The following is a 25,047-nucleotide window of genomic DNA, read 5'->3' as shown; positions in this document are numbered from 1 at the left end:
TCTCAGCCCTTGGCGTCGAGCCTGGCCGCGATGTCCTTGCCGATGAGCAGGGAGGCCGTCGCCGCCGGGGAGGGGGCGTTGAGGACGTGGACCCAGTGCGCGTCCTCGACGACCAGGAAGTCGTCGACCAGCTTTCCCTCCGGGGTGACGGCCTGGGCGCGGACCCCGGCTTCGGAGCGCAGCAGGTCGTGGCCGCGCAGGTCGGGCAGCAGCGCGCGGGCGGCGCGCAGGAACAGCGGTTTGAGCGCGGAGCGGGCGATCTCGGTGGCCCCGGTGCGCCAGTACTTCTTGGCCAGCACCCGCAGTCCCGGGTCGGTGACCAGGCGCTTGAGGTGCTCGGGCGAGATCGCGCCCCACCGGTAGCCCTCGCGCGCGAGCGCGGGCACGGCGTTGGGGCCGACGTGCAGGCTGCCGTCGACCATGCGGGTCAGGTGCACGCCCAGGAACGGGAACGCCGGGTCCGGCACCGGGTAGACCAGCGCGTTGACCAGGTCGCGGCTGAAGGACGTGGTCTCGTAGTACTCGCCGCGGAAGGGCAGGATGCGCGCGGGCGGCGTGGTCCCGGCGAGCTCGGCGACGGCGTCGCTGTGCAGGCCGGCGCAGTTGACCGCCTTCCTGCTGCGGATCTCGCCGCGGCTGGTCAGCAGCACCAGCTCGCCGCCGTCGCGGCGGACGCCGTGCAGCTCGGTCGCCGGGCGCAGCTCCACGCCGCGCTCGGCCAGCAGCTCGGCCAGCTTCTCGCTGACGGCGGTGAAGTCGGTGATGCCCGCGTCGGGCACGTGCAGCGCCCGCACCCCGCGCACGTTGGGTTCGCGCTCGCGCAGCCCGATGAGGTCGAGCTCGCCGACCTCGACGCCGTTGGCCCGGCCGCGGCGTTCGAGCTCGGCGAGCCGGGGCAGCTGCTCCATCGACGTGGCGACCACCACTTTCCCGGTCCGCCGCACCGGGATTCCGTGATCGGTGCAGAAGCGGTACATGGCTTCGCCGCCGGCGCGCGCGAACCGGGCCTTGGCGCTGCCCGGAGGGTAGTAGAGTCCACTGTGGATGACTCCGGAGTTGTGCCCCGTCTGGTGCGCTCCCCAGTGACGTTCCTTGTCCAGCACCGCGATTCGGAGTCCGGGCTGCTGCTCGACGAGCGCGTGGGCCGTGGCCAGTCCCACGATGCCGCCGCCGATGATCGTCACGTCGTTGGTCATGAAGGCCATCCTGCGCGTCCGGATGCGTCGTTTCCACAACGGACCGGAAATGTCCGAAAGCTCCGGGAATTCCGTTGCGATGCTTGCTGGTGAGAAAACGTTCATAATCCCCCAAGATCACCCTGTGCTAGGGTTCTTTCATCCTGTCGGGCGAGCGAAGTTCGCTGCTGACAGTGGTATCGGCTTGGTTACGAGCAGTGAGTTTCGGACTCGCGTGCCGCATGCTGATGCCGAGATTCCGCGCCGCATCCCGGTCGCGGAGCCCTGCTGAGTTGAGTCGCGATTCCGGCCCACGCGCGGAAGAGGCGACCGGTTCGACGGTTACGAGGCGCTGTGACGCGGAGCAGTTCGGGTAGTGAGCACAAGACGATCCGGGCCCGCCTGACGCGCGTCGGGCTGGCCCCGAGCATCATCCTGCTGGGCATCTGGTTGGCGTTCTCCTCGGTGCCCGTCTACGAGGGCGTCTACGACCGGATGGTCGCCACCGGAGCCCGCGACGCGGCGGTGCCCTCCGCCGCGTCCTTCATCGCCACGCAGCAGGAACGCCGGCTGTCCATCGACGAGCTGACCGGGGCGGGCCCCGACGCGGCGACGATGACGGCCAAGCGCGCCCAGACCGACCGCGGCATCGAGGACGCGCGGGCCGGCCTGCGGATGCTGGCCGACGCCGGCGGCCCCGAGATCGCGGCCAAGCTCCAGTCCCTCGAGAACCAGGTCGCCCAGCTGCCCAAGATGCGCCAGCGCATCGACTCCGGCCAGGTCTCGCGCACCGAGGTGCTGGACTTCTACGACCAGATCCTCGACACCGGCTTCGAGCTCTTCGAGATCTACTCGCACGGGCTCGACGACGGCGGCCAGGCCGGTCACGCGGGCACCGAGCTGCTGCGCGCCGCCGACCAGATGTCGCGCGCGACCTCGCTGGGCACCGGCGCGCTGGCCGCAGGCGAGTTCACCCACGACGAGCACCTGGAGTTCGCCCAGCTCGTCGGCGCCGCCCGCAACGCCCTGGACTCCGAGCTGCCCGTCGCCGAACCGCGCGCCGCCGAGCTCGGCAGGAAGCTGGAGAACGCCCCGATCTGGTCGCAGGTCACCGACCTGCAGGACGAGCTCATCGCCCACCCGCCGGAGCGGCCCGGCCGGTTCGGCATCGACCAGGCCACCTGGCGCCAGTCCTCCGCCCAGGTCACCGACCAGCTCGCGACGATCGGCATCGAGCAGATCCGCACCAGCACCCAATCCGGCGTGAGCGCCGCGACCGGCAGCCTCGTCGGCGTGATCGTGGGCAGCATCATCGCGCTGCTGGCGATGCTGCTGGGCATCCTGCTGGCCGCCCGCAACGCCCGCGTGCTGATCAACCGCGTGCTCATCAGCCGCCTGGAGCGGCTGCGCGACGACACGCTGCTGCTGGCCACCGAGCGCCTGCCCCACGTCATGGAACGCCTGGAGCACGGCGAAGAGCTCGACATCGAGGCCGAGCTGACCCCGCTGGACTACGGCACCGACGAGATCGGCCAGGTCGCCGACGCGTTCAACACCGCCCACCACACCGCCGTCGTCGCCGCGGTCAAGGAGAACCAGGCCAAGGAGGGCGCCAACAAGGTCTTCCTCGGCATCGCCCACCGCAACCAGGGCCTGGTGCACCGCCAGCTCAAGACCCTGGACAAGATGGAGCGCGGCGAGGAGCACCCGGAGCGGCTGGAGGGCCTGTTCGAGCTCGACCACCTCGCCACCCGGTCCCGGCGCAACGCCGAGAACCTGATCATCCTGGCCGGCGAGAAGCCGGGCAGGCAGTGGCGCAAGCCGGTCCGGCTGATCGACGTGATCCGCTCCGCGGTCGCCGAGACCGAGCACTACTACCGGATCCGGGTGCACCCCGCTCCGGAGCTCTCGCTGGTCGGCGCGGCGGTGGGGGACGTGATCCACCTGCTGGCCGAGCTGATGGACAACGCCACCTCGTACTCGCCGCCCCGCTCGCAGGTCCAGGTCTACGCCAGCGACACGCCGCGCGGCGTGCTGATCCAGATCGCGGACCAGGGCCTGGGCATGCGCCCCGCCGACCGCGACGAGGCCAACGTGCTCATGGCCACCACCCCGCGGTTCGAGGACATCACCCGCCGCGGCGACTCCCGCCTCGGGCTGTTCGTGGTGGCCCGCCTGGCCGCGCGCCGCGGCATCGAGGTCGACCTCCGCGACGCCGAGGAGCAGGGCACCGTCGCGTTCGTGCTGCTCCCGCCGCACATCGTCGCGGAGGAAGCGGCCCAGGGCGACAAGCAGAGCATGTCGCAGCTGGCCGAGAAGGCCCGCGAACGCGCCACCGGGCAGTCCGTGGTCCGCGAGGCCCGCACGGCCCCGGTCGCCGCGGTCGAGGAGCCCGTGGCCGAGTTCGAACCCCGGTTCCCGTCGGACGATCCCGACGAGCAGCGGCCCGAGCTGCCGCGCCGCGACCGCCAGCAGAACCTGGCACCGCAGTTGCGCAACGATCCCGACGGCGGCGTCGCAGGCGACACTGCGGCGCTCCAGCCGGAGCGGACTCGTGGCACCATGTCGGCGTTCCAACGCGGAACCCTGGATGCGCGCCGGGCCGGCGGCCGCGACCGAGCTTGACCCGACGATTCGAGGAGCAGCGCAGCAATGAGCGAACAGATCGGTTCCGACGATGACCTGAACTGGTTGTTGGACGACCTGGTCAACCGGGTCGTGGGAGCGCGCGACGGCGTGGTGCTCTCCGGTGACGGGCTGCTGCTGGCCAGGTCCGCGGGACTCACCCCCGGCGACGCCGACCACCTGGCGGCGATGGCCTCGGCGCTGCAGAGCCTGGCCAAGGAGACCGGCAGGCACTTCGGCGGCGGCGGTGTCCGCCAGACCGTGGTGGAACTGGACACGGCGTTCCTGTTCGTCACCGCGGCCGGAGCGGGCGCCTGCATGGCGCTGCTCGGCGACGAGAACGCCGACGTGGGCATGATCGCCTACGAGATGAACCTGATGGTGATCCGTGTCGGCGAGTACCTGAGCTCGGCCCCGAGGGTGGATGCCGTGGCGCAGCTGCGCCAGCAGTAGAGGCAGAGCCAAGCCATGTCTGATGACCAGCTCTGGCTGGACGAGGAGTCCGGGCCGCTGGTGCGACCGTACGCGATGGTGCACGGTCGCACCCGCCCGGCGCGGCCCGAACTCGACGTCGCCACGCAGCTGCTGACGTCGTGGAGCGGCGCCGACCGCAGCGGGATCTCCGTGGAGCACGAGGAGATCCTGCGGTTGTGCGTGCGCCCGATGTCCATCGCCGAGGTCGCCGCGCACCTGGACACGCCCATCGTGGTGGCCAAGGTGCTGGTGTCGGACCTCATCGACCGCGGCGACCTCGTCACGGACAAGGCCTCCCGCCAGGCCCAACGCCCCAACCGCCAACTCCTGGAAGCGGTCCTGGAAGGCGTCCGACGCCTGTGACGGGACAGTTTTCATGAAAACTGTCCCCACTCACACCCACGTGACCAAGGGTGGGACAGTTTTCATGAAAACTGTCATCACCCCCACTCACGTGACCGGGGGTGGGGAGGTTTTCATGAAAACTGCGTTCACCCCCGAAAAGCCCTCCCGCGCAGGGAATCCGTCCGTCACGATGACGTGATGCGCGATCTCCACCCGCAGCGGGAACCCCACGCGTCCGGTCACCTCGACGTCGGTGACGGCCACCTCGTCTTCTGGGAGGAGAGCGGCAACCCGGACGGAAAACCCGCGGTGTTCCTGCACGGCGGTCCCGGCGCCGGCTGCGCCCCCGCGCACCGCGGCCTCTTCGACCCCGAGGTCTACCGGATCGTGCTGTTCGACCAGCGCGGATGCGGCCGCAGCACACCGGACGCGGGTCGTCTCGGCGCCGATCTCAGCACGAACACCACCTGGCACCTGGTCGCCGACGTGGAGCGCCTCCGCGAGCACCTCGGCGTCGAATCCTGGCTGGTCCTGGGCGGTTCCTGGGGCAGCACCCTGGCCCTGGCCTACGCCGAGACGCACCCGGAGCGGGTCAGCGAACTCGTGCTGCGCGGCGTGTTCACCTGCCGGCAGGCCGAGCTCGACTGGATGTACGGAGGGGGAGCGGCGAACCTGTTCCCGGACCGCTGGGCCGAACTCCTCGCCCTGGTACCGGATTCCGAGCGCGACGACGTCCTGCGCTCGTACCACCGGATGCTGCACGACCCCGACGAGCAGATCCGCGCCGCCGTCGCCTGGAGCCGCTGGGAGGCGAGCCTGATCGGCCTGCTGCCCCGCCCGGAACTGGTCGAGGACTTCGGCGATCCCGCCTTCGCCGCGGCGTTCGCCCGCATCGAGACCCACTACTTCGTCCACGGCGCCTGGCTCGACGAGGGACAGCTCATCGCCAACGCCCACCGCCTGCACGGCATCCCCGGCACCATCGCCCATGGCCGCTACGACGTCATCACCCCACCCGTCACGGCCTTCGACCTAGCCGAAGCCTGGCCCCAGGCCGACCTCCACCTCATCCCCGACGCAGGCCACGCCTACGACGAACCCGGAATCCTCAACGCCCTCATCCAAGCCACCGACCACTACGCCCGCTGACCTTCCGGGCCCGGGGAGATCCGCGCTGAAGCGCTCATTTCCAGAGGACGCCGTGGTCTTCGTGCTCGCGGAGGCGGTAGGTGATCATCCGGCGGAGGAGGTCTTCGGGAACCGGGCGGCCGTAGGGGAGTTTCACCGTGCCCTTGCCGGTGTCGAACTCGGCGAGTTCGGCCGCGAAGGCTTCCTTCGTGCTCGGGGTGAACGCGACGTTGGTGTGCTCGGCGTGACCGCTGAAGGCGAACAGGATCGTTCCCGACGGGTGCACCCAGGCGGGATTCCCCCACTTGATCGTTTCGCTCGCCTCCGGGACGGTCTCCCGGGCGATCCGCCGCAACTCGGCGAGCAGTTCCCGCTTCTCCCCGGTGAACCCGTCCAGGTACTCGTCGATCGTGGTCGCTCCGGCCATGCGGACGAGTCTGGCACGGGCGAGCCCGGTTCGCGGAGGAATTCAGGTGCGCACGCCGCCCGGCCTGGTCATACTCTGCCCATGTCCAGTCGACTGGCCGTGGTCGTCATCGACGCGCACGACACCGAGAAGGTCGCCTCCTTCTGGTGCGACGTGCTGGGCTGGAGCGTCGTCGAACGCGACGAGGACGGCATCGCCATCGGCCCCGCCGACGGTTCCTGGCCGCGCATCGACGTCTACCGGGTCCCGGAGTCCAAGACCGTCAAGAACCGCCTCCACTTCGACCTGCGCGCCGACGACCGCACCACGGCGGAAGAACTCGAACGCCTCGAAGCCCTCGGCGCCCGCCGCGTCGACGTCGGCCAGCCGCCCGACGTCACCTGGGTCGTCCTCGCCGACCCCGAGGGCAACGAGTTCTGCCTCCTCTCCCGCTCCGTCGAAGACCTCCCCAACGACGAAAAACCACCCAACCCCTGATCAGCCCGATTCGTGCAACGATCTCGTGCGCCCTCGGCAAAGGCACGAAAAAGAGGATTCCCCGTCGATGAATTCATCGACGGGGAATCCTCTGCGGTGGGCGATACTGGGATCGAACCAGTGACCTCTTCGGTGTGAACGAAGCGCTCTCCCCCTGAGCTAATCGCCCTTGTTCTGTTGTTCGCCGCCGTTCCCGGCGACGAGAAGAACAATACACGATCGTTTCTAGGGTCCGAACAGGGGGGAGGCCAACCACGTCCAGCGCAGGCCGAGCCAGCCGCCGACGGTGCCGAACATTCCCAGCAACCACAGCGTCACCACCACGACCAGGCCGGTCGCGGCCATGATCGTGAGCTTGGTGGCAAGGTGCTGGCGGCCCAGCCAGCGAACCCAGCGCTGGTAGTGGCGCTTGGCGAACATGTTGACCCGGTGGGCCCAGTGGAACTCCGTGGCGAGGATGCCCAGGCCCGCGAAGACCACCAGCCAGCCGGGGCCCGGGTACGGGATCATCAGGATCCCGGCGATGAGCACCACGGTGCCGAACACGCCCAGGACGATCCGGTACGTGAGGTTCAGGCTCGGGCGGCGGCGGACGTGCTCCCGGTAGCCCCGCAGGCGCTCGCGCAGCGCGTGCAGGCGCGGGTGCTTCGGTCGCTCGTGGTTGCCCGGGTCCGCACCGGCGGGTCGGGCTTCCGGCTCGGCTTGATCGTTCAGGGCTGTCCACCTCGGGGCGTTCGTCGGGATGCACGCTCAGGATACGGTCGGTGGTGGAACCCGGCGGTGCACTGGGTCACATGCGCCGGTGTGTCGGTAGCGCGCCAGTGTGCCCGCACCCGGTAAACAGGGTCTTGCTGTCAAGCGGACAGACGGGTGCTGGACGCCTGACGGCGTGACTGAATTGTGACTGGGATCATTGTCCGGTTCGCCGGGAGTCGGGACCTTGGACTCTGCGGCGGGCTTTCGATCCTGGTCACACTGTGAGCCGACTCTCGACCGCGCGTTCGGCGCCGTGCGTGCGCTGTAACCAGCGCGGTGAAGACCATTAGCCCGAAACGGTGACATCTCGTGGTGGACGTCTCATCCGAGCCTTTTTCGGGAAAATGCGAAGGGCTCCTGTCCCTTATTCTTGAGGCACGTCAGGCGAACTCGACGAAGCGTGAACCCGGTGGTCAGCCGGTACGCGGAGGCGGGCTTCACCGGGCGTGAGCGACCGATCTGCAGACCGGGCTCGGACACAGTCGACCTAGTCACGGAAAGTGACGAAGCGTCGTTGCTGGGCGAGGCGGGTCCTCGGGGCCGGCCGCTCTGATCGGGAAGAGTTCGCGACGGTTCGAGACCTCCGGCGTGGACGACGGCCCGACCGATCGGAAGAGGATCGGCCGGATCCGGCGACCACCCCGACCCCGGAGCGATTGAACACGGAGTGCGCTCGCTTGGTCGCCCAGCGAATTCGGGCATGGCCCGTCCGGGTGATCTATGCGGGAGTCGCGACTAAATCTGCCCGATGAGGCGTCACAACTGTGTTGCTCGGTCGATATACGGACCGGGAGGGAGCAGGAAGGGGAGGACAATGCGTAATGATCACGTGACACTCCGTTCTACGGCCGTGTTCGATCTGCTGGCTCCGCAAGCGCCCGCAGTGCCGGTCCAGGTCGAGCTGCGCTACGACACCCAGGATCCCTACGCCGTGGTGGCCGCGTTCCGCACCGGCCGCGCCGGATGGGTCGAATGGGTCTTCGCCCGCGATCTGCTGGCCGACGGCCTGATCGCGCACGCCGGCGAGGGCGACGTGACGATCCGCCCGGCGGTCGACGACCCGGAGGTCGTCGCCATCGAGCTGAGCTCGCCGTCCGGCCACGCCGTGTTCGAGGCTTCGGCGCAGGAGCTCGCCGACTTCCTGGACCGCACCTACGACGTGGTGGTCCCGGGCAACGAGAACCTGTGGGTCGACGTCGACGACGCGCTCACCCGCCTGCTGCCCTTCGACATGGGCTGATCAGGTCTGATCCGCTCTGCCGGGCCGCGGCCGGGCGGAGTGGGGACCCCCCTTTGATCCCGATCTTGGGCGTGGTCTAAAGTTCACTGTGCAACGCGGCGGACGGGCCCGGGGACACCGGGCCGTGAAGTCGCAGCAGGCGGATGTAGCGCAGCTGGTAGCGCATCACCTTGCCAAGGTGAGGGTCGCGGGTTCGAGTCCCGTCATCCGCTCTGGTTCTCTGGCGTTCCAGCCGGCTTTGGTGTGGATGCGGAGTCCGGCGGAGTGGCCGAGTGGCTTAGGCAAGGGCCTGCAAAGCCCTGTACGCGGGTTCGATTCCCGCCTCCGCCTCGCGCGATTAGCTCAGTGGGAGAGCGCTACCTTGACACGGTAGAGGTCACTGGTTCAATCCCAGTATCGCGCACCATTCTTTGACGAAAGCCCTGTCGGCGTTCTTGCCGACAGGGTTTTCGTCGTTCGGGTGCCATGCTCCGCGATATCCGCACTCGGTTCCGCACTGCACGACTTCCCGGTCTCCGGAGGAATTGTCCTCCTATCCGTAGTGCCGGGAAACCGATCCGATGCACCCGGGGGAGAGAGCGGCTATGCGGCCTTGCTCGCCGCGCACGGGCACGCGGTCGAGAGCGCGCGGTTGCTGTGCTTCTCGGCCGCGGGGTTCACCAGCGACCTCCGCGCCAGCAGCGACGCGACGCTGGTCGACCTGGAGCGGATCTACACCGGAAGTTGAGCCGGTTCGGCTGGGGCGAGGGGCTGTCAAGGGGCAGTTTTAGTCATAACTGTCCATGGTCGATGCCCGAAATGTCCGGACAGTTTGGGCTAAAACTGCCCGGCCGGCCGCTGCGTCGCCGGGTCACTTCGTTCGGCTCGCGCGGTGGTTGGCGTGGAAACGTGCCTTCTTCTGGCGGTTTCCGCACGTGTTCATGTCGCACCACTTGCGGGTGCGGCTCTGGCTGGTGTCGAAGAAGGCGGCCCGGCAGGTCGGCGAGGCGCACAGGGCGAGCCTCCCGGCCCGCTCGCCCGCGATGATGTCGACCGCGTCGGCGGCGATCACGCTGAGGGCGTCCTCGACGGACGATGCCCCCAGCTGCCAACGCCTTTCGCCCTCGGGTGTCAGGACGGCCGCGGACCGGCCTTGAACGCTGGCGTCGTTGATCATCTGGAGGGCGGGAGTGGGAAGGGGGTCTCCGGTCGCTGCTGCTGTCGCGGCGGCGTGGATCGCTTCCCGCAGCTCCCGGGCGCGGTTGAGCTGCGCGGAGGTGCAGGAGTCCGCGGCGAGGCCGTGCAGCGCCAGCCAGTCGAGGAGTCGCTGCGGGGTCGGGATGCGCTCCACCGGGTCGCCGGCCCGCTCGGTCAGGGTCGCCGTGAAGCCGGTCGCCAGCTCGGTGCCTGGGCGGAAGTCGGGGCGCTCAGCGGACATGGAACCAGCTTAGCCGGTTGCCAGTCGCCCCTGGTGATGCTAGAACCGTCTTAGCTGGTTCTTCGATGGTCAGGAGGCTGCCGTGTCCCGTCAGTCCAGCGATGTCCAGGTGTTCGAGGCCCGCGCGAGCGAGGCGGACCTCGACGATCTGCGCTCGCGGCTTGCCGCCGCGCGGTTACCGGAGGCCGAAACCGTCAGCGGCGATGACCGATGGCGGCAGGGCGTTCCGCTCGCCGACCTCCTCGACGTCATCGACCACTGGCGCACCGGGTACGACTGGCGGTCGTTCGAGCGGCGCCTCGATCGGATCGGCCAGTTCCGCACGACCGTCGACGGTCTGGGGATCCACTTCCTGCACCGCCGGTCCCCGCGCGCCGACGCAGTGCCGCTGCTGGTGACCCACGGGTGGCCGGGCAGCGTCGCGGAGTTCGTCGACGTGATCGACGAGCTGGCGGATCCGGGCGACCCGGGCGCACCGGCGTTCCACGTGGTGGCCCCGTCGCTGCCGGGCTTCGGCTACAGCGACAAACCGACCACCACCGGGTGGGGAGTCGAGAAGATCGCGGCCGCCTGGGTGGAGCTGATGGGCAGGCTCGGCTACGCCAGGTTCCTGGCGCACGGCGGCGACTGGGGCGGCAACATCACGACCGTGCTCGGCGGCAGGTTCCCCGAGCGCGTGATCGGCATTCACTCGACCTTCGCGGCGGGAACACCCGATTCCACGATGGACGGACTGACTGCGATCGAGCGCGGCTGGGCGGAGGAGACCCACGACTTCTGGCACCACCGCGCGGCCTACGCCAAGCAGCAGGCCACGCGGCCGCAGACGATCGGCTACTCGCTCGTCGACTCGCCGATCGGGTTGCTGGCCTGGCTTCTCGACAAGTTCGCCGAGTGGTCCGACACTGAGGACAGCCCGTTCGAGACGATCTCCAGGGACCGGGTTCTGGACGACGTCACGCTCTACTGGCTGACGCGGTCGGGCGCTTCGGCGGCGCGGATCTACTACGAGAGCCACAACTCGCTCGACCCCGACCTCCGGGTCGACGTCCCGGCGGCGATCACCATCTACCCGCGCGACACCGAGAAGTGCCCGCGGCCCTGGGCGGAACAGCGGTATCGCCGGGTCGTGCGGTGGAACGAGCCGCGAGCCGGAGGGCACTTTCCGTCGCTGGAGGTGCCGGGGTTATTCGTCGACGACCTTCGTGACGGCCTCTCCGCTGTGCTGGCGGCGCGGTGACTCGGGTGCTCCCACTTTCGGGTGGGAGGGCAACTTGGGGTGGGGTGTGGACGTCTTTCGGGCAGGTTCGCGTGGAGGCGGGCCGGGCAAGACGGTTCGAAACGATCTGGGGGACTGATGATTCGCGAGGGAAAGGTGTTGCTGGGGGTCGTGGCGCTGGCCGGGGCGGGTGCTCTGGTGGCGGGGCCGGTGGCCTCGGCGCAGGGGGACTCGCAGACGGTGTACGCCGATGTGGACGGTGACGGGACCGCGAACGTGGTGACGGTGCGCCTGCTCGACGAGTCGACGCAGTCGATCACCTTCGACCTGCCGCAGGGGCCGGTGGAGACGACCGCGCCCGCGCAGTTGCAGGCGCCGCAGCCGCCGCGGGTGACCGACGTGAACCGCGACGGCGCGGCCGAGGTCGCCGTGACCACCGTGACGGGGGCGAACACGCAGCACTTCCAGCTGTTCAAGTACGAACCGGCGATCGGCGTGGTGGCCGTCGACGGCGGGGGAGCGCCGTTCACCTTCTACGAGGGCGGCGGGATCAGCGCCCGCTCCGGCTACCAGTGCGAGGACCCGGGCAAGGGGCCGATGCTTCGCATCGTCAGCGCGCAGTACGACTTCGAGACCGAGACCTACGACGGGACCACGTCCTGGCTGGTCCAGAGCGGCAACTCGATCAGCGAGTGGACCCGGGCGCCGTTCTCGGACCTGCCCGCGGACGATCCGCAGCTCAACCTCGATCCGACCACCTGCGCGCCCTGATCGCGCACGCCTCCGTCCGGCCCGCTGACCCGGTCGCGGGCCGGACGTCGACGGTCACACGATCGCCACGGGGTCGAGCATCGACCCCGTGGCGCCCTCGATCTTGATGGGCAGCGCCACGAACAGGAACTCGTGCGCGCCGGCGCGTGCGAGCTCTTCGAGGTAGATCGACTCGAAGAGGTAGATGGCGTTCTCGATGAGCAGCAGGGTGTGCACCGGCTGCGGGTTGGCCGGTTCCCCGAGATCGGGGGCCGGCTGGACCTCGAAGGTCTCGGTGTCGCTGCCCGCGGCGACGACACCGCTGTCGAGCAGCCACCGGGCGGCGCTGATGTCCGGGCCGGCCGTCGCGTGCCGGGCCATGCCTTCGGGATCGGGCCACTTCCCGAGGTACCCGGTGCGGATCAGCACGACGTCGCCCGGCCGGATCTCGGTGTTCTGGTGCCGCGCGATCGCCCGGAGCTCGTCGCCGGTGACCGGATCGGACTTGGGCAGCGCGTCGACGCCGCGGTAGGCGGGGACGTCGAGCATGACGCCGCGCGTGATGAACGGTGGCAGCTTGGAGGCGTCGCCGTGGCGCGGGCCGCCGTCGCCGAGGTGCTCGGCGGCGTTGCCGCCCCCGTACCAGTGGTCGTCCTCGCCGATCGTCATGTGCGCCAGGGCGTCCACGTGCGCGCCGCAGTGCGAGGTCGCGCTGACGAGTTCGGCCATGTAGCCGAGGTTCACGTCGTTGCGCGGGCCCCAAGGTTGGCGGCCTTCGGCGCGCAGCCCGGACGGCGTGCGCGACATGCTCACCTGGAAAGGCGGGTGCGACCCGAACAGCGGCATCCCGGTGAACCGGGGCACCGACAGCGAGTAGGTGTCGCCGCGGGTCGGCAGCGCCAGCGCGGACAGGACGTCCTCCGGGCGCGCGAAGGCCGCAGGTCCGCGTTCCGGGTCGGTCGGTGCGCTCTGGCGGTCGGCGTTGACGCTCATGAGGTTCTCTCCCTCTGGTGAGAAGGGCGCGCTGCGGCGGTGTTTCGAGGGCGGGGGTGCCGGATGCGCCGACCGGCTCGCTGCTGCCGGTCATTGGCAACGGCATGAACGGAGGCTACCATCGATTATCGATAGTTCAAGCGCTTTGGAGGGACGATGGCGAGCAAGGCAACGAGGCCGGCGATCATCACCTGCGCTCCGACCGGCGCGATCCACACCCCGACGATGTCGCCGGCGCTGCCGGTCACGCCGGAGCAGATCGCGGAGGCGAGCCTGGCCGCCGCCGGAGCGGGCGCGGCGATCGTGCACCTGCACGTCCGCGACCCGCAGGACGGCCACCCGGTCCAGGACGCGGGCCTGTTCAAGGAGGTCATCGCCGCGATCAAGGACCGCTCCGACGTGGTCGTCAACCTGACCACCGGCGGCAGCCCGCACATGAGCGTCGACGAGAGGATCGCCCCCGCGGTCCAGCTCGCCCCCGAACTCGCCTCGCTGAACATGGGGACGATGAACTTCGGGCTGTTCCCGATGCTGGACCGCTTCCCGGACCTGCAGCACGACTGGGAACGCCGGCACCTGGAGAACAAGGACATCGTCTTCAAGAACACCTACGCCGACATCGAGCGCATCCTCAAGCTCTGCGGCGACCAGGGAACGCGCTTCGAGTTCGAGTGCTACGACACCGCGCACCTCTACAACCTCGCGAACGTGCTCGACCGCGGGCTGGTCGAGCCGCCGCTGTTCATCCAGACCGTGCTGGGCCTGTTCGGCGGAACCGGCGCCGACCTGGAAGACCTGGCGCATCTGCGCCGAACCGCGCTGCGGCTCTTCGGCGACGACTTCGAGTGGTCCGTGGTCGGAGCCGGTGCCGCGCAGCTGCGGTTCGCCTCGATCGCGCTGTCGCTGGGCGGCAACGCGCGCGTCGGCCTGGAGGACTCGCTGTGGGACGGGCCGGGCAGGCTCGCCGAGTCGAACGCCGCTCAGGTCGAGCGGGTCGCGGAGATGACCCGGCTGCTCCATCGGGAGGTCGCCACGCCTGATGAGGCCAGGCGCAGGCTGGATCTGAGAGACTCGGTGGACAAGTGACCGTCCGGGACCTGCGTGCCCAGGCGCGATGGCGCATCGATGAAGGAGACCCGCGTGATGGCCGCGAACGGCTTGGCTGCTGACTTCGGTGGAGAGCTGCTGTCGGACAAGGTCAAGCGCTTGGTCCTCGACCGCATCATCCACGGGCACTACCGGCCGGGCGAGCGCGTGGTGGAGTTCCAGCTGTCCAAGGAGCTCGGCGTCAGCCAGTCGCCGGTCCGCGACGCGCTCCGGGAGCTCTCCGCGATCGGCGTCATCACGATGCACGCGCGGCGCGGGGCCCGCGTGCGCATGCCCAGCGCGAAGGAGCTCGCCGACGTCAGCCAGGTGCGCGCCGAGATCGACGGACTCGCCGCGCGCCTGGCCGCCGCCGAGATGAGCGCGGCGACGCTGAGCACGCTCGAAGAACTCGTGGCGCGGATGCTCGACAAGCTCGCCGAGGGGGACTTCCCCGCGGTGACCGATGCCGACGTGCGGTTCCACGAGGTGATCGTGCAGGCGTCCGGGAATCGCGCGCTGGAGCAGACCTTCAGCCAGCTCGCGCCCTTCGCGCGCACCTTCCTCACCCTGACGCTGCCGGACGTCGACGTGCGCGAGATCGTGCTCGAGCACGAGGGAATCCTGGAGGCGTTGCGCAGCAGGGACGCCGACGGCGCGGCCGAGGCGGCGCGCCGTCACCAGCTCAACGTGCGCGCGCTGATGCTCGAGCACTCCTCGGTGGACGGTGCCGCCGACGACGCCGACGAGGCCGCTCAGGTCTCCTGATCCGGGTCTTTCCGGAACCCCACCCCATCGATTATCGATAGTCCGTTGACATGTAGCCGCGTGCGCATTAGCTTTCGATTATCGATAGAACGAAGTGGCGTACGCCACGGTCCGCGGTGGGGCGGCTCGCCGCGGGCGTTGTCGCACACGACGAACCGACGGGGAGACCTCGAATGAACGAGACCATGCAGGCCCTGGTCGTCCAGCAGCCGAACGTTCTCGAGATCCAGGAGAAGCCGGTTCCGCTGCCGGGGCCGAACGAGGTCCTCGCCCGGGTCCGCTCGACCTCGATCTGCGGGACCGACGCCCACCTGATCAACGGCGACTACCCGGGTTTCTGGCCGCCGGCCTTCCCGTTCACCCCGGGCCACGAGTGGGCGGGCGACATCGTCCAGCTCGGACCCGGCGCCGAGGAGCTCGGCTGGAAGGTCGGCGACCGGGTCGCCGGGACCAGCCACAACGCCTGCGGCGTGTGCCAGAAGTGCGTGGAGGGCCGCTACAACCTCTGCGAGAACTACGGAAAACCCGGCCTGCACGCCCAGTACGGCCACAACCACCAGGGTGCGGACGCGACCTACGCGGTGCACAACGTCAAGTGCATCTTCCGGCTGCCCGACTCGATCTCCTACGACGAGGGCGCGATCATCGACCCGGCCAGCATCGCGCTGCACGTCGCGCGGCGCGGCAACATCAACCCGGGTGACACCGTGGCGATCACCGGAGCCGGGGCGATCGGCATGCTCGCCGCCGACGCCGCCCGGATCTGCGGAGCGGCGCGGGTCGTCGTCGTGGGCCGCGGCTACCGGCTGAAGAAGGCGGGCGCGCTCGGGTCGGAGATCGTCGACTCCGAGGCCGGTGACCCGGTCGCCGAGGTCCGGGAGCTCACCGGCGGGCGCGGGGCCGACGTGGTGCTCGAATGCGCGGGCGTGCCGCAGACCCTGACCTGGGCGATGGCGATGCTCCGCAAGGGAGGGCGCTGCGCGATGGTCGGCATCCCCACCGAAGACGTGATGCTGGCGTGCAAGTCGCTCGTGCTCGACGAGCTGGAGCTCGTGGGTTCCCGGGCCTCGGCCGGGGAGATGCGGCGGGTCATGCCGTTCGTCGCCGACGGTCGGATGCAGGTCGGCGAGCTCATCACGCACCGCTTCCCGCTGGTGGAGTACGAGAAGGCGCTGGCGACGTTCAACGATCGCGGCAGCGGCGCCATGAAGATCATCGTGAATCCCTGAGGTGTCGGCGATGACCAGGTACTACCGGCCGCGGAGCAAGGCCGACGCGCTCGCGGTCCTGGCCGAGGAGGGCGACGCCGCGCGTCCGCTGGTCGGGGGCACCGACCTGCTCGTCGGCCTCCGGCACCGCACCGCGGAACCGCGGTTGATCGTCGACCTCAAGGGCGTCGAGGACCTGCCCGCACCGCTGCGGACCGAGGACGACCGGGTGCTCGTCGGCCCGACCCTGACGCTCGGGGAGCTGGCCGCCGACCCGACCGTGCGGGAGTGGTTCCCGTCCCTGGTCGAGGCGGCGCTGACGGTCGGCTCGGTGGCGATCCGCAACCGCGCCAGCCTGATCGGCAACTGCTGCAACGGTTCTCCGGCCGCCGACACGGTTCCGGCGATGCTCGTGCACGAGGTCGCGGTGACGATCGAGTCGGTCGACGGCGCGCGCACCGCCCCGTTGAGCGAGTTCTTCCTCGGTCCCGGGCGAACCCTGTGCGGGGCGGGGGAGATCGTCACCGGCATCGGGATGCGCCGCCCGCAGCCGGGCCACGGGTCGGCGTTCCAGCGCCTGACCAGGCGGCGCGGTGTGGACCTGGCGACGGTCAGCGCCGCCGCCGGGATCGACCGCGACGGCAGGGTCGTGCTGGGCCTCGGCGCGGTGGGCCCGCGACCGCTGCGGACCGAACTGGACGAGCCGGTCGACCCGGCCGACGAGGACGCCCTGGCGAACGCGCTCGACCGGGCCGCGGCGATCGCGACGCCGATCTCCGACATCCGGGGCGGGCGGGAGTACCGGGCGGCGATGGTGAAGGTCCTCGCCCGGCGCGCCGTGGTCGCCGCCGACCGCCGACGTCACGAGGAGGTGCCGGCATGACATCCGAGGAGCTCGGCGACGCGCAGGACGTCGACATCACCGTCAACGGAGTTGCGCACCGTGTCACGGTTCCCGGGCATCGCACCCTGCTGGAAGCGCTGCGCGAGGACGTGGGGCTGACCGGGACCAAGAGCTGCTGCGCGGAGGGCGAGTGCGGGGCGTGCACCGTCCTGCTGGACGGTCGTGCCGTCAACGCCTGCCTCGTGCTGTGCGCGGAGGTCGCCGGCCACGAGGTGACCACGATCGAAGGGCTCTGCGCCGACGGGCCCACCGACCTGCAGGAGGAGTTCCTCAACGCCGGTGCCGTGCAGTGCGGGTTCTGCATCCCCGGCCAGGTCATGTCCGCGGAACACCTGCTGCGCACGACACCGCAACCGAGCGAACCCGAGATCCGCGACGCGCTGTCCGGGAACCTCTGCCGCTGCGCCGGATACCAGCGCATCGTGCGGGCCGTGCAGGCCACCGCGGTGCGGAGGGCGGTGAGCCATGACTGAGACCCGCGAACACCCGACCCCGGCCGCGGCACCGCACCGCGAGGTGGGAGCCCCGGTCGAGCGCTACGGCGGCCTCGACCGCGCCTGCGGGGCGCAGCGGTTCGTCGCCGATCTGCGCTTCCCCGGGGCCGCTCAGGTCGCGCTCGTGTCGTTGCCGGTGGGCTGCGCCGAGATCCACCGCGTCGACGTCGCCGAGGCCACCGCGATGCCCGGCGTGCTGGCCGTGATGACCGCGGCCGACCTGCCGTCGCCGATGCCCCGGTTCGGTGTGTCCCACCAGGACCGGCCGGTGCTGGCCGCCGAGCGCGTCACCTACCACGGCGAACCGGTGGCCGCCGTCGCCGCCGAGACCCTGGAGCTCGCGGAGGCCGCGGCCCGCGCCGTGCGCGTCGACTACACCGAGCGGCGCGGGGTGCTCTCCGTCGAGGAGGCGCTCGCCGAGTCGGCACCGCTGGTCCAGGACCCGTCGCTGCGGCCGGGCGACCCGCTGGCCGGGACCAACGTGCTCGAACACGCGCGGTACGAGTGGGGCGATGCTGCGGAAGCCGAGTCGCGGACCGACTTCGTCGTCGAGGACGCCTACACCTTCCCGATGGTCACCCACTTCCCGATCGAGCCGGGCGGCACCGTCGTCGTGCCGACCGACCAGGGCGGGCTGGACGTCCACTCGCCGGTGCAGCACCCCTACCTGCTGCAGCGCACGATCGCCTCGCTCGTCGGGCTCCCGCTCAACCGGGTGCGGGTGCTCGCCCCGGACCCGGGCGGAGCGTTCGGCGGCAAGCAGACGCCCAAGCTGGAGCCGCTGCTGGCGTTCCTCGCGCTGCGGACCGGGCGGACCTGCCGGCTGGTGCTGTCGCTGGAGCAGACGTTCCAGACGATGCGTCGCGCAGGCTGCCGGATCAGGGCACGCACCGGGTTCACCGACCAGGGCGCGATTACGTTCCACCAGGTCGACGCGGACTTCCAGATCGGCGCCTACGCCGACGTCGCTCCCCGGGTGATGACCAAGGGCTCGTTCGTGTCCGCCGGGCCGTACCGGGTCCCGGCGCTGCGGGTGAACGGGCGCGCGGTGCTGACCAACACCACGCCCAGCACCGCGTTCCGCGGGTTCGGCAGCCCGCAGGTGTCGTGGGCGACGGAGAACCAGCTCGACGCGGCGGCCCGGCGACTCGGCGTCGACGGGCTGGAGATCCGCCGCCGCAACCTCGTCGCCCGCGGCGAGGACTTCATCCGCGGCGACTCCCCGGCCCCGGCCGACGGTGACTGGGCGCAGAGCCTGGAGAAGGCCGCCGAACTCATCGGCTGGGACCGGCCACCGGAACCCAACCGGGGACGCGGGATCGCGATCGGCATCAAACCCGGTGCCACATCCGGTCTTTCGCAGAGTCTGGTGCGGCTGCTCGCCGACGGCAGCGCCATCGCCTACGCCGGGACCTCGGACATGGGGCAAGGCGCGAGAACGCTGTGGCAGCAGATCCTCAGCGACGAGCTGGGAACGCCGCTGGACCGCGTCGAGGTCGTCAGCGGCGACACCGGCGCGGTGCCCTTCGACCTGCAGACCTCGGCGAGCCGGTCGACGGTGTTCATGGGCTCGGCCGTGCTGGAGGCCTGTCGCGACGTCCGGGACAGGGTCCTGGAGCTCTACGCCGAATCGACCGGCGTGCCCGAGGAGGAGCTCGCGCACGCTCCCGGCGTGCTGCTCACACCCGACGGCGAGCTGCCGCTGGCCGACGCCGCGCGGCAGGCCCTCGGGTCGTTGCACGGCGAGTTCATCGGACAGGGAACCCGGCGGCTGCGCGGCAAACGAGGACATCCGCTCGGCGGCGACGCCGCGTTCTACGAGTTCAACGCCACGGCCATCGAGGTAGAGGTCGACGTCGAGACCGGCGAGCTGCTGCTCACCAAGCACGTCATCGTCAGCGACGTCGGTGCCGAGCTCAACCCGCTGCAGGTCGTCTCCCAGGACGAGGGCGCCGCCATCATGGGCCTCGGCCACAGCCAGATGGAGCAGCTGCTGCTCGACGAGCACGTCCGCATCCGCAACCTCGGCGCGCTGGACTACCGGATCCCCACGTTCAACGACGTCCCGGTGGAGCTGACCAGCGCGGCGATCGAGAACCACGACGGCCCGGGGCCGTACGGCTCGAAGGGCATCAGCGAAGGCGCACTGCTGTGCACCGCGGGCGCGCTCGGCGCCGCGGTCGCGGACGCGACCGGCGTCGTCATCCGCGACCTGCCCCTGACCCCGGAACGCGTGTGGACGGCTCTGCACGCGTCACCGCACCACCCCTGACGGGAAAACGCACACGCACCGAACAACTGCGAGCACAACGAGGGCCACCCCAGTAACAAAGGAGTTACGCGATGCCTCGGAAGCCTGTTGTCTGCCTGGCCGGAACCCTGGACACGAAAGGGGCCGAGTACGCCTACGTCCGCGACGCGCTGATCGCCACGGGCGTGGACGTGCTGGTCGTCGACTGCGGAGTCCTCGGTGACCCGTACTTCACGCCCGACATCCCCGCCGATGAGATCGCCGACCGCGCCGGAATCCGGCTCGAGGACTTCTCCGACAGCGTCGAAGGGGCGGGAGGCCGCATCCTGGCCGTGGCCAAGATGAGCGAAGGACTGCGCTGCGTGCTGACCGAGCTCACCGAGGAGGGACGCATCGACGCCGTCCTCGGACTGGGTGGCACGGGCGGGACCGACCTGCTCAGCGGGGCGCTCAAGAACCTCGACATCGGCGTGCCCAAGCTCGTCGTGTCCACGATGGCCTCCAACAACACGCGGCCCTACATCGGTCACTCCGACATGATGATGATGAACGCGGTCACCGACATCGCGGGCCTCAACCGGATCTCCAAGCAGGTGCTGATCAACGCCGCGCACGCGGCCGCCGGGATGGCCCGGGGCTACGAGCTGACCAAATCGCACGCCGCGGCGAGCAAGCCGCTGGTCGCGATCTCGATGTTCGGGGTGACCACGCCGGGCGTCATGCGCATCCGGGAACGCTTGGAGGACAGCGGTTTCGAGGTCGTCACCTTCCACGCGGTCGGCGAGGGCGCGGGCATGGAGCACCTCATCGACAAGGGCGTCATCGACGGGCTCATCGACTTCACCCTGCCGGAGATCCTCAACCACTGGCACAAGGGCATCTTCGATCCGGGGTGCGACCGCATGCAGGCCGCCACGAGATCCCCGATTCCGCAGGTCGTCGTGCCCGGTGCCGCCGAATGCTTCAACTTCGGTGCGCGCGAGACGGTTCCGGCCGAGTTCGACACCGAGGAGCGCAACGTCCTCATCCACAACCCGAACGTCACCTCGCTGCTGGCCACGCGCGACGAGATGCGGCGCCTCGGTGAGTACATCGCCGAGCACGTCAACAACTCGGCGGGTCCGGCGGCCGTCGGGATTCCGCTCGACGGTCTCGACAACTACTTCAAGACCGGCAGCCAGTGGAACGGCGTGGACGTCACGCCGCTGATCGAGTCGTTGCGCTCCGGGCTGGACCCCGGCATCGAGGTGGTCGAGAAGAACACCAACATCAACGATCCCGTGTTCGCCGATGCCGTGTTCGAGCTGTTCCAGAAGCAGTGGGCGCGTCATCGGGAGCCGGCCCCGGCCGCCCCCGCGGTGACCGCCTGACCGGAAGCCCGCACGATCTGAGAGGGGATGCCCGCATGCCACGCTTGCTCCTGCTGCGCCACAGCGAAGTCGAGTCCCACCGGGGCGATGTCCCGATCACCGACAAGGGGGTCCGGATCGCCGCTGACGCGGGTCGCCACCTCGCGGCGTGGGAGGGCGAGCGGCTGCGGGTCATCAGCGGCGAGACGCGCCGCGCGCGGGAGACCGCCGCGGCCATCGCCGGCGGGGCCCGCGAGGCCGGTGCCGAGGTCGTCGAGGACGGGGTCGCGTTCGCCCTGCGCAACCCCGATCTCTACCTGGCGGGCGTGCGGGTAGACATGGTCAGCAGCGCCGAGAAGTTCGCCGTCCAGGTCCCGGGCCTCACCGCCGAGGACGTCCTGGGAGTCGAGTTCTTCGAGCAGTGGCTGACCGTGCCCGACCGGGTCGGATGGTGGGTGGCGCACTCGAACCCGCCCGGGGACACCGCCGCCGCGGTCGCCACCCGCATCCGGGCCTTCGCGGGCAGTCTCGGCGATCGTCCCGGGGACGGGGACCTGATCGTGGCGATCACCCACTCGCCCGTGCTGCGCGCCTGCGCCCTCGACATCACCGGGGCCGACCCGGGCGAGCCGAACTGGGTCTCGGGCATCGAGGCGCAGGTCCACCCGGACCGGATCACCACCATGCGGGTCCTGCCCGAAGCTCCCTGACCTGGTCGGGGGTGCGTCCGGTCCTCCTTCGGTGCACGCGGGGGTCCGTTGTGGACCGCGGGTGCGATGATGGTTGCTCGTGGAGTGGAACCAGGTGCTCGGGCGTGTCGTCGAGGAGGTCGCGCCGTTGCGCGGCTCCGGGGTGGTCGCGGACTACATCCCCGCGCTGGCGCGGGTCGATCCCTCCTGCTTCGGCATCGCCGTCGCCGACCTCGAAGGGCGCGTGCGCGGGGCCGGGGACTGGGAGATGCCGTTCTCGATGCAGAGCATCTCGAAGGTGTTCACCCTCGCGCTGGTGCTCTCCCGCGGCGACGGGACGTTGTGGAACCGGGTCGGGCGGGAGCCGTCGGGCAACGCGTTCAACTCCCTCATCCAGCTCGAACACGAACGGGGGATTCCGCGGAACCCGTTCATCAACGCCGGTGCGCTGACGGTCACCGACGAGCTGATCTCCCAGGTGGGCGACGCCAGCGGTGATCTGCTGGAGTTCCTGCGCGCCGAGAGCGGCAACCCCGGCCTGCGCGTCGACGACGAGGTGGCCGAGTCCGAGGTCGCGCACGGCGACCGCAACCTGGCGCTGACCCACTTCATGGCCTCCTACGGCAACGTGTGCAACCCGGTTCCGACCGTGATCGAGCAGTACGTGCGGCAGTGCTCGATCGCGATGAGCTGCCGCGACCTGGCGCTGGCGGGGAGGTTCCTCGCCGCCCACGGCGTGCGGCGGGACGGTTCGGAGCTGCTCACCCGGCGGCAGGCCAAGCGCATCAACGCGATCATGCTGACCTGCGGGACCTACGACGCCGCGGGCGAATTCGCCTACCGCGTGGGAATTCCCGGCAAGAGCGGGGTCGGCGGCGGCATCCTCGCCGTCGTGCCGGGACGCTGCGCGATCGCCGTGTGGAGCCCGGGTCTGGACGCGCGCGGGAACTCCGTCGCCGGGGTCGCGGCGCTCGATCACTTCACCACGCTCACGGGTTGGTCCATCTTCTGATCGACCTCGTCGATCTTCGAGTGGCGGCGCTGTTGAGTCCACATGAGAATGTCGCTCACCAGTGAGGTTGCAGGGGGAACAGCCGGCCTCGCGCCGGGCTCCGCTGCGATGACGAGGGGGAGGGGTCATGGCCGCGCCGCGCACGAACACGAGGTTTCGCACCCGAAGCTCCGACCTCATACGTCGTTGAGCACTCGCTGATCACCCGGCGCTGATTCCGCGCTTCGGCGCCGTCGCCGCGTCCCTTCGCGGCTGAAATCCCATCACCCGCAGGCGAATGACCGCATCAGGTCATTCGCCTACCGGGTCACGCACTTCTACGGGGGAATGCATGCGTGCTTTCAGGAGGTCGTGGGGGCGTGCCCTCGCGACGATCACCACCGTTCTGGCCGTCCCGGCGATCATCCCGTCGGTGGCCGACGGTGCCGTTGTGGAGGACGGGCGGGACTTCGGCACACCGACCCGCGCACCGGGCAAGACCTGCCCCTTCGTGGGTGATCTGCCCGTGCGGCTGCCGGCTGTGGCCGTTCCGGCCGGCACCCTGCCCGCGCTACCGGAACCGTCGGTGCCCAGCACGATCCACGGCGAGCTGTGCATGAGCGAGGCCGCGCGGGACCGCGTGGCGGCCGGAGGCGAGCCGCCGGCCGTGCTGCTGCTCGTGCACGGGCTCACCTACGGGACCTGGTACTGGGATTCGCCGTTCCAGCCCGGGACGTACTCGACCGTCAACCGGTTGATCGAGCGCGGGTACGCGACGCTCAACATCGACCGGGTCGGCGCGGGCCGCAGCGGGCACCCGCTGAGCGCGCTCATCACCCCGAACGCGGCCGCCGAGACCGTGCACCAACTCATCACCCGGCTCCGCGGTGGTGATGTGGGTGGAACGCGGTATCCCCGAGTCGGTCTCGTCGGCCACTCCTACGGCACGGCCGTGGTCTGGTTGGAGAGCGCGCTGCACAACGACGCCGATCTCGTCATCGGAACGGGCTACAGCAACAGGTTTCGGCTCGAGCAGGGGGTGAACCTGCTGTCCACGATGCTGCCTGCCGCGCTGCATCCCGTGCTGCCGCCGGCGCCCTGGAAGGCGGATCCCGGCTATCTCGGCTCGCGTCCGGGAACTCGTCCGCAGCTGCCCTTCTTCCACAAGCCGGGTACGGATCCGGCGATGCTCGCCGTCGACGACCGGCTGCAGAATCCCATGACGGTCACCGAACCCCTCGCCCTGAGCCGGGAGTACGACGGAACGCACAAGGGGATCCGCATCCCGACGTTCCTCATCAACGGTCGGCACGACGACTTCGTCTGCGGTCCCGGCGGGTCTTCGTGCCGCACCACCGCCGGTGTCGACGACACGCCCGAGGAGCTCGAACGCGCCGGTTCAGCGCTCGCCGACTACGAGGCGCCGGGCTTCCACCCGCACGCCTGCCTGCGCGCGGCGGTCATCCCCGCCGCCGGGCACAACCTGGCCCTGCACCGCAATTCCCACCAGGCCACGGACACCATCGCCCACTTCGCGGACCAGGCCATGGGCCCCACGGGCGCCAACGCCGCTCCCTACCGCTCGGCCTGCTCCACTCGCCCTGCCACAGCCGCCGACACCCTCCCGGACCTCACGAGACTCATCCCGGACCTCCTACCACAGTAACCCGTTCCGGGGTCCTCCCGTCGAAAACCCCGGTTTTCATCGCGCGAAAACCGGGGTTTTCGACGTCGGTGGCTGCCGAGATCCGCCTGAACGGGGTACTCAAGTCGAATACCGGGGTTTTTGACCCGACGAATACCGCGGTATTTGACCCGATGAAAACCGGGTTTTTGGCGTCGGGGGTTAGTTGAGGGCGTTGGCGAGGCGGTTGCCGAGGTGGGTGAGGTGGTTCTTGTCGCCTGGGACGTTGGGTTTCCAGGGGAGGGTGAGGGAGTCCCGGGACTTGGTGCGGTAGCGGGGGATGACGTGGAGGTGGAAGTGGAAGACCGACTGCCACGCCGCGGAACCGCAGCAGTTGAGGAGGTTGACGCCGTCGGCTCCGAACTCCTCCGCCGCCACCTTGGCGATGCGCTGCGCGGCGAGGGTGACGGCGGTGAGGTCGTCGGCGGGGATGTCGAACAGGTCCTGGCTGTGCCGCTTCGGGATCACCAGCAGGTGCCCGTCCGAAGCCGGGTGGATGTCCATGAACGCCAGCGTCGTCTCGTCCTCGGCCACCTTCACGCTCGGCAGATCCCCGGCGACGATCCCGCAGAACACGCAGTCATCACTCATGCACCGAAG

At 70.0% G+C, this 25,047-nt stretch carries 25 protein-coding genes and 4 tRNA genes; 22 read left to right on the top strand and 7 right to left on the bottom strand.

What is annotated here, in order from left to right; translation table 11 throughout:
* Window positions 1-2: 2 nt before the first annotated feature.
* The gene (gene lhgO / locus BM424_RS00925; protein WP_093414510.1) at window positions 3-1,196 is read right to left on the bottom strand and encodes an L-2-hydroxyglutarate oxidase; all 1,194 of its coding nucleotides are present in this window, start codon (window positions 1,194-1,196) and stop codon (window positions 3-5) included.
* Window positions 1,197-1,529: 333 nt separating this feature from the next.
* Between lhgO and BM424_RS00920 the strand changes: the two genes are divergently transcribed.
* The 4 genes from BM424_RS00920 to pip all read left to right on the top strand — a co-directional run bounded on the left by BM424_RS00920 (window position 1,530) and on the right by pip (window position 5,768).
* Window positions 1,530-3,800: a sensor histidine kinase gene (locus BM424_RS00920; RefSeq protein ID WP_245775526.1), complete on the top strand. Its 2,271-nt coding sequence runs from the start codon at window positions 1,530-1,532 to the stop codon at window positions 3,798-3,800.
* A gap of 27 nt (window positions 3,801-3,827) precedes the next feature.
* Window positions 3,828-4,253 (top strand): roadblock/LC7 domain-containing protein, encoded by a 426-nt coding sequence (locus tag BM424_RS00915; RefSeq protein WP_093412961.1) that lies wholly within the window; start codon window positions 3,828-3,830, stop codon window positions 4,251-4,253.
* Window positions 4,254-4,268: 15 nt separating this feature from the next.
* Entirely contained in the window at window positions 4,269-4,637 is a 369-nt protein-coding gene (locus BM424_RS00910) for a DUF742 domain-containing protein (RefSeq protein ID WP_093412960.1), read from the top strand.
* 180 nt (window positions 4,638-4,817) lie between these two features.
* The gene (pip, locus tag BM424_RS00905) at window positions 4,818-5,768 is read left to right on the top strand and encodes a prolyl aminopeptidase (protein ID WP_093412958.1); all 951 of its coding nucleotides are present in this window, start codon (window positions 4,818-4,820) and stop codon (window positions 5,766-5,768) included.
* A gap of 34 nt (window positions 5,769-5,802) precedes the next feature.
* On the opposite strand, the gene BM424_RS00900 is transcribed toward pip, so the two are convergent.
* Window positions 5,803-6,174, bottom strand: coding sequence for an iron chaperone (locus tag BM424_RS00900; protein ID WP_093412957.1), 372 nt, complete (start codon window positions 6,172-6,174; stop codon window positions 5,803-5,805).
* Window positions 6,175-6,255: 81 nt separating this feature from the next.
* Between BM424_RS00900 and BM424_RS00895 the strand changes: the two genes are divergently transcribed.
* A complete protein-coding gene (locus BM424_RS00895; protein ID WP_175547885.1) occupies window positions 6,256-6,651 on the top strand; it encodes a VOC family protein in 396 nt (131 codons plus the stop codon).
* A 97-nt stretch (window positions 6,652-6,748) separates the two neighbouring features.
* Here the strand turns inward: BM424_RS00895 and BM424_RS00890 are convergent.
* Both BM424_RS00890 and BM424_RS00885 read right to left on the bottom strand, forming a co-directional pair.
* Window positions 6,749-6,820, bottom strand: a tRNA-Val gene (locus BM424_RS00890).
* A 56-nt stretch (window positions 6,821-6,876) separates the two neighbouring features.
* Entirely contained in the window at window positions 6,877-7,266 is a 390-nt protein-coding gene (locus BM424_RS00885; RefSeq protein ID WP_281248677.1) for a TIGR02611 family protein, read from the bottom strand.
* A gap of 955 nt (window positions 7,267-8,221) precedes the next feature.
* Here BM424_RS00885 and BM424_RS00880 point away from each other — a divergent pair.
* From BM424_RS00880 to BM424_RS29685, 5 genes are all read left to right on the top strand, one after another.
* Window positions 8,222-8,647: an SsgA family sporulation/cell division regulator gene (locus BM424_RS00880; protein ID WP_093412952.1), complete on the top strand. Its 426-nt coding sequence runs from the start codon at window positions 8,222-8,224 to the stop codon at window positions 8,645-8,647.
* A 139-nt stretch (window positions 8,648-8,786) separates the two neighbouring features.
* Window positions 8,787-8,859: transfer RNA gene (locus tag BM424_RS00875), tRNA-Gly, on the top strand.
* Window positions 8,860-8,905: 46 nt separating this feature from the next.
* Window positions 8,906-8,977: transfer RNA gene (locus BM424_RS00870), tRNA-Cys, on the top strand.
* Between the two features lies 1 nt (window position 8,978).
* A tRNA-Val gene (locus BM424_RS00865) sits at window positions 8,979-9,053 on the top strand.
* Window positions 9,054-9,239: 186 nt separating this feature from the next.
* Window positions 9,240-9,374, top strand: coding sequence for a hypothetical protein (locus BM424_RS29685; protein WP_281248666.1), 135 nt, complete (start codon window positions 9,240-9,242; stop codon window positions 9,372-9,374).
* Between the two features lie 123 nt (window positions 9,375-9,497).
* Here BM424_RS29685 and BM424_RS00860 read toward each other — a convergent pair whose 3' ends face one another.
* Window positions 9,498-10,064, bottom strand: a complete 567-nt coding sequence (locus BM424_RS00860) for a CGNR zinc finger domain-containing protein (protein ID WP_093412951.1) — start codon at window positions 10,062-10,064, stop codon at window positions 9,498-9,500.
* A gap of 82 nt (window positions 10,065-10,146) precedes the next feature.
* Here BM424_RS00860 and BM424_RS00855 point away from each other — a divergent pair, with 82 nt between their 5' ends.
* The gene (locus BM424_RS00855; RefSeq protein ID WP_093412949.1) at window positions 10,147-11,304 is read left to right on the top strand and encodes an epoxide hydrolase family protein; all 1,158 of its coding nucleotides are present in this window, start codon (window positions 10,147-10,149) and stop codon (window positions 11,302-11,304) included.
* A 135-nt stretch (window positions 11,305-11,439) separates the two neighbouring features.
* Window positions 11,440-12,054: a hypothetical protein gene (locus BM424_RS00850; protein WP_139273979.1), complete on the top strand. Its 615-nt coding sequence runs from the start codon at window positions 11,440-11,442 to the stop codon at window positions 12,052-12,054.
* A gap of 54 nt (window positions 12,055-12,108) precedes the next feature.
* Here BM424_RS00850 and BM424_RS00845 read toward each other — a convergent pair whose 3' ends face one another.
* Window positions 12,109-13,026, bottom strand: a complete 918-nt coding sequence (locus tag BM424_RS00845) for a cyclase family protein (protein WP_093412946.1) — start codon at window positions 13,024-13,026, stop codon at window positions 12,109-12,111.
* A gap of 156 nt (window positions 13,027-13,182) precedes the next feature.
* Here BM424_RS00845 and kce point away from each other — a divergent pair, with 156 nt between their 5' ends.
* The 10 genes from kce to BM424_RS00795 all read left to right on the top strand — a co-directional run bounded on the left by kce (window position 13,183) and on the right by BM424_RS00795 (window position 24,429).
* Window positions 13,183-14,112, top strand: coding sequence for a 3,5-dioxohexanoate:acetyl-CoA acetone transferase (kce, locus tag BM424_RS00840; protein ID WP_093412945.1), 930 nt, complete (start codon window positions 13,183-13,185; stop codon window positions 14,110-14,112).
* Window positions 14,113-14,151: 39 nt separating this feature from the next.
* Window positions 14,152-14,877 carry a GntR family transcriptional regulator gene (locus tag BM424_RS00835; protein ID WP_093412943.1) on the top strand — a complete coding sequence of 242 codons (726 nt, stop codon included), beginning with the start codon at window positions 14,152-14,154 and terminating at the stop codon, window positions 14,875-14,877.
* Between the two features lie 173 nt (window positions 14,878-15,050).
* Entirely contained in the window at window positions 15,051-16,106 is a 1,056-nt protein-coding gene (locus tag BM424_RS00830; protein ID WP_093412942.1) for a zinc-dependent alcohol dehydrogenase, read from the top strand.
* 10 nt (window positions 16,107-16,116) lie between these two features.
* Window positions 16,117-16,968, top strand: a complete 852-nt coding sequence (locus BM424_RS00825; RefSeq protein WP_093414506.1) for an FAD binding domain-containing protein — start codon at window positions 16,117-16,119, stop codon at window positions 16,966-16,968.
* Complete coding sequence (locus BM424_RS00820) at window positions 16,965-17,462, top strand: (2Fe-2S)-binding protein (protein ID WP_093412940.1); 498 nt, start codon at window positions 16,965-16,967, stop codon at window positions 17,460-17,462. The genes BM424_RS00825 and BM424_RS00820 overlap by 4 nt, the downstream gene beginning before the upstream one ends.
* Complete coding sequence (locus BM424_RS00815; RefSeq protein WP_093412938.1) at window positions 17,455-19,755, top strand: xanthine dehydrogenase family protein molybdopterin-binding subunit; 2,301 nt, start codon at window positions 17,455-17,457, stop codon at window positions 19,753-19,755. Before BM424_RS00820 ends, BM424_RS00815 begins: the two co-directional genes overlap by 8 nt.
* Window positions 19,756-19,826: 71 nt before the next feature.
* Window positions 19,827-21,104 (top strand): Tm-1-like ATP-binding domain-containing protein, encoded by a 1,278-nt coding sequence (locus BM424_RS00810; RefSeq protein WP_093412937.1) that lies wholly within the window; start codon window positions 19,827-19,829, stop codon window positions 21,102-21,104.
* A gap of 35 nt (window positions 21,105-21,139) precedes the next feature.
* A complete protein-coding gene (locus tag BM424_RS00805; protein WP_093412935.1) occupies window positions 21,140-21,793 on the top strand; it encodes a histidine phosphatase family protein in 654 nt (217 codons plus the stop codon).
* A gap of 79 nt (window positions 21,794-21,872) precedes the next feature.
* Window positions 21,873-22,784 carry a glutaminase gene (locus BM424_RS00800; RefSeq protein ID WP_093412933.1) on the top strand — a complete coding sequence of 304 codons (912 nt, stop codon included), beginning with the start codon at window positions 21,873-21,875 and terminating at the stop codon, window positions 22,782-22,784.
* Window positions 22,785-23,115: 331 nt separating this feature from the next.
* The gene (locus BM424_RS00795; RefSeq protein WP_175547884.1) at window positions 23,116-24,429 is read left to right on the top strand and encodes an alpha/beta hydrolase; all 1,314 of its coding nucleotides are present in this window, start codon (window positions 23,116-23,118) and stop codon (window positions 24,427-24,429) included.
* 180 nt (window positions 24,430-24,609) lie between these two features.
* Here BM424_RS00795 and BM424_RS00790 read toward each other — a convergent pair whose 3' ends face one another.
* Window positions 24,610-25,038 carry an HIT family protein gene (locus tag BM424_RS00790; RefSeq protein ID WP_093412929.1) on the bottom strand — a complete coding sequence of 143 codons (429 nt, stop codon included), beginning with the start codon at window positions 25,036-25,038 and terminating at the stop codon, window positions 24,610-24,612.
* Window positions 25,039-25,047 lie beyond the last annotated feature (9 nt).

The sequence above is a fragment of the Saccharopolyspora flava genome (assembly GCF_900116135.1).
Classification (GTDB): Bacteria; Actinomycetota; Actinomycetes; order Mycobacteriales; family Pseudonocardiaceae; genus Saccharopolyspora; species Saccharopolyspora flava.
Note: the sequence above shows the minus strand (reverse complement) of the source record. Positions and strands in the feature narration are given on the sequence as shown.